Here is a 4,188-nt window from a genome sequence, read left to right on the forward strand (position 1 = left end):
AGCTATCCCTTTAACGAACTCAGAAGTCAGAAGTTAGATAAAGGGATAGCTAGTTAGTTTAAGCAGATATAATTTCTGTTCAGAGACTACATATATTAATTCAAAACTATAGTGCCACACTATATATAGTGTTTTAACTAACGGAACATACTTGTTGGAAATTAAGCTAAAAAGCGACTAAAACCTTTATGAGTTAAAATGGATATGCTTCAATCACTTAAAGCATTATATTCTAAGCTTTTGAGCAGTATCAGTTATTATTTCCCAACAAGTCTAATGTAAATTTTTCCAATAGACTTCTAACTTGATGAACCATATACCTGTTCTCAGTGCCGAGTTAATTCAAGGTTTGGCAATATCTCCAAGAGGTCTTTACTTAGATGCAACAGTAGGATTTGGTGGCCATACTCAGTCAATTTTAGCTACAGCCCCAAATGTTAAAATAGTAGCTATTGACCAAGATGAGCAAGCGATCGCCTATTGTCAAACTTTACTGGCCTTTGAAAACTCCAATATTCAATTTTGGCACGGAAATTTTGCTGATTATGAGCCAAAAAATCTTGAATTTGATGGTATAATAGCGGATTTGGGTGTAAGTTCGGTGCAATTGGATACCCCAGAACGAGGGTTCAGTTTCCGGCATGAAGCTAAGTTAGATATGCGGATGAACCGACAGCAATCTCTGACCGCAGCCGAAATAGTTAATTCTTGGGAAGAAACCAAATTAGCAAATATTTTTTATACCTACGGGGAAGAGCGTTTGTCACGACGTATTGCCAGAAGAATAGTAGAACATCGTCCTTTTGAAACAACAACCGAGTTGGCAGAAGCGATCGCCCATTGTGTACCTCGCAAATACCGTTATGGTAGGATACACCCCGCCACTCGTGTTTTTCAAGCTTTAAGAATACAAGTAAATCAAGAACTTACTGCCCTAGAAACTTTTCTAGAGAATGCCCCTAATTGGCTCAAACCAGGAGGTAGAATTGGAATTATTAGTTTTCATAGTTTAGAAGATCGTTTAGTTAAACATAGTTTAAGAAGTTCATCTGTTTTGCAAGTATTGACAAAAAAGCCCATCCAAGCCCAAGATCGTGAAACAACATTAAATCCACGGGCACGTTCTGCTAAACTTAGATTGGCAGAAAAAATTGGTTAATCTTAAGTATAAAAATCCATAAATAATTAACAAAAAAAACTGAATTATAATTAAATTTATTGTTGAATATTATTTAGTAAATGAGACATTTATTGGAAGAATCTATATCTAGAACTTAAGTATAAAATATACTCAAAATGAGTTTTTCTTGGAAGTTTATGGCCAGATAAAAAATGAAACCCAAATTCATAAAATTTAACTCAAGGCTATTTATTCTAAAAAATATACATTAATAAATTAGATTGAAGCTATTAAGGCCAACCGGAGAGTATAAAATTTGAAAAATTGTCTGGGAGTAAGGCATAGCATGAGTCGGGGAGAGGGGAAATTAAAATTGATGGTAGTCGATGACGAACCAGACAACCTAGATTTGTTGTACAGGACGTTTCGGCGAGAATTTAAAGTATATAAAGCAGATAGTGCCTTCAGTGCCATGAAAGTTTTGGAAGATGAAGGAGAAATGGCACTGATTATCTCTGACCAGAGAATGCCAGAAATGAATGGTACAGAGTTTTTAGGCAGAACATTAGAAAAATATCCAAATACAGTTAGGATTCTACTTACAGGCTATACAGATGTAGAAGACTTAGTAGAAGCAATTAACTCAGGAAAAGTATTTAAGTATATCACAAAGCCTTGGAATCCAGAAGAACTCAAGGCTGTAGTACAACAAGCTTCAGAGACCTACAAAGTTGTCACGCAACGCACCAATGCTCTAACTCGTGCTTTGCGACGAGAGTCTATGTTAAATGAAGTAATGAGTGCTATTAGAGAATCATTGGATTACTCTAGTATGTTATCAACAATCATTCAAACAGTGGGACAGACTTTTGACGCAACAGAAGGTAAGTTATGGCCAGTAGAAGGCGATCGCTTAATGCCTGAATCATTTTCTTATCAAAACCCTGAAATTACTCAAAACAACTTCCCTTTCACTCCAGAACAATTTTTGGAAGTAGCAATAAGTCGTCAAACCAAATTAGAAGAAAGTTCAGATAAAAACATTTGTAAATTAATAATCCCCCTGATTTATCAACAAGACTTACTAGCAGTTTTAGCTCTTGATCAACAAGATAGCAGTAAATTTTGGTCTTCAGAAGATATAGAATTGATAGAAAGTGTCCTGGAGCAAGGAGCATTAGCATTATCTCAGGCTAAACTCTATCAACGCACCAGGGAACTTGCAGAACAAATGCGTAATGATCTAGAGGTCGCCCGCCAGATACAGAGTAACCTATTACCTCAAAGTTGGCCAGAATTTGACACATTAAAGATACAAGCTTGCTGCTATCCTGCCAGAGAAGTAGGAGGAGATTTCTTTGAAGTTTATACCCATTCTCAAGGTGACATCTGGTTGGCACTGGGAGATGTTTCTGGTAAGGGAGTACCCGCTGCTTTATTCATGGCAAGTGCTATGTCTGTGATGCGACGAGAACTTTCTCAAGAAAATCCCCCAGACCCTTACGAAATAATGGAAAATCTTAATACTGGTCTCTGTGACGACCTTATTAGTAACAATTGCTTCATTACAATGGTTTTGGCTCGTTATACACCAGAAACTGGATTATTAGCTTATGCTAATGCTGGTCATATATATCCCTTGGTTTGGTCTCAAACTGCACTGCTAAGTACAGAAAATCAGGATTCTAATCAAGTGCAACCAAATTTTCTCAAGGACCGTGGCATTCCCCTAGGAATATTGCCAAAATGGAAAGGAAAAGCAGGTACTATAGACTTGAATTCAGGAGATGTATTTCTACTGACAAGTGATGGCATCACTGAAGCTACAGTAGTTCAAGAGGCTACTGATGGTGGAAAACAAACTCGTGTAATGCTGCAACAAGAAGGTTTATGGCAACTTTTAAAACAGCACAAAAGCCAAATAGACCTAAATAGTTTATTAGCTTATATCCGAGCTAATAATCAAGTTCAAGAAGATGACCAAACTATACTATCTCTGGAGGTTCTGTGAATTTATGAAAACCGAGCTTCAGGTGCCAAGCGACTTACGCTTTTTAACTATTGTCGAGCACTGGTTATTGAGCAGTTTAGAAGTAGAGCTAGGAGAACATATTGATTGGCCTCGTCAATCCAACCGTTTACGCTTGGTACTGGCAGAAGCTTACTCCAATGTGATTCGTCATGCTCATAAAGACCAACCTAATTTACCAGTATTAATACGTTTAGAAGCCAAAGACGGTGGTATTGCTTTGGAAATCTGGGACTATGGTAAAGGTTATAGTGTAGGAGGGTATAACCCACCAACACCAGAAGCTAAACAAGAAAGTGGTTATGGATGGTTGATTATGAATAGATTGATGGATCGTGTAGATTATACATTGCAGATAGATGGTAGAAACTGCCTAAAATTACAGGCTAACATACTAGAAAAAGTACAATAAAGCACTTGCTTCATTATTACAAGCTAAATAATGCAACGAAATAGACGGAAGTTGTCAGGCTTTTTCTTTGATCAAGATTAATTTTTGGAGATAAGTCAAAGTACTTCTATAAAATCAAATCTGTTATCAATATTTATTTACTTTGATTATTGTAAAGTTTTAAGTTTTTTTTCTCTTTTTTCATACGTTTATCCTTAACTCTGTTCCCTATTCTCTGTTTCCTGTTCCCTGAGTGTGGCAATATTTGATGAAATTGGTATTACACAACTGAAAAAATATTGCGATAACTATTAGACTTGTAGCTTTATAACTTAAAAATCCCCCAAAAACTTTGTTCTTTAAGGATTGTAGCTATTGGATGGCAAAAATGCTTAGAATTATTCCTCTGTGTAGGTTAGAGTGATTTTTTCCCTTTATTTTAGCGACAACTCTATTATATATATGATAAACCTGATAAGTTTTGAAGGAGAATCTTCTCGAGAATTCAGTCTTACTGTTCCTTGAGCTTGCGGTTTTTGGTAAGGTGAATCTTCTGCATGCTGTGTCTGACGTTGGAGAGGAGAATCTTCTCGAGAATTCAGTCTTACTGCTCCTTGAGCTTGCGGTTTTTGGTAAGGTGAATCTTCT

4 protein-coding genes are annotated in these 4,188 nt (G+C 36.5%); 3 read left to right on the forward strand and 1 reads right to left on the reverse strand.

The window, feature by feature from the left end; translation table 11 throughout:
• Window positions 1-307 precede the first annotated feature (307 nt).
• The 3 genes from rsmH to F6K13_RS21130 all read left to right on the forward strand — a co-directional run bounded on the left by rsmH (window position 308) and on the right by F6K13_RS21130 (window position 3,561).
• Window positions 308-1,159, forward strand: a complete 852-nt coding sequence (rsmH, locus tag F6K13_RS21120; protein ID WP_124154511.1) for a 16S rRNA (cytosine(1402)-N(4))-methyltransferase RsmH — start codon at window positions 308-310, stop codon at window positions 1,157-1,159.
• 307 nt (window positions 1,160-1,466) lie between these two features.
• The gene (locus F6K13_RS21125) at window positions 1,467-3,131 is read left to right on the forward strand and encodes a SpoIIE family protein phosphatase (protein WP_287288286.1); all 1,665 of its coding nucleotides are present in this window, start codon (window positions 1,467-1,469) and stop codon (window positions 3,129-3,131) included.
• Between the two features lie 4 nt (window positions 3,132-3,135).
• The gene (locus tag F6K13_RS21130; RefSeq protein WP_124146999.1) at window positions 3,136-3,561 is read left to right on the forward strand and encodes an anti-sigma regulatory factor; all 426 of its coding nucleotides are present in this window, start codon (window positions 3,136-3,138) and stop codon (window positions 3,559-3,561) included.
• Between the two features lie 413 nt (window positions 3,562-3,974).
• On the opposite strand, the gene F6K13_RS21135 is transcribed toward F6K13_RS21130, so the two are convergent.
• On the reverse strand, window positions 3,975-4,188 hold a 214-nt coding region (locus F6K13_RS21135), incomplete at its 5' end, for a hypothetical protein (protein WP_287288284.1).

The organism is Okeania sp. SIO2B9, from assembly GCF_010672505.1.
GTDB classification, from domain to species: domain Bacteria; phylum Cyanobacteriota; class Cyanobacteriia; order Cyanobacteriales; family Microcoleaceae; genus Okeania; species Okeania hirsuta.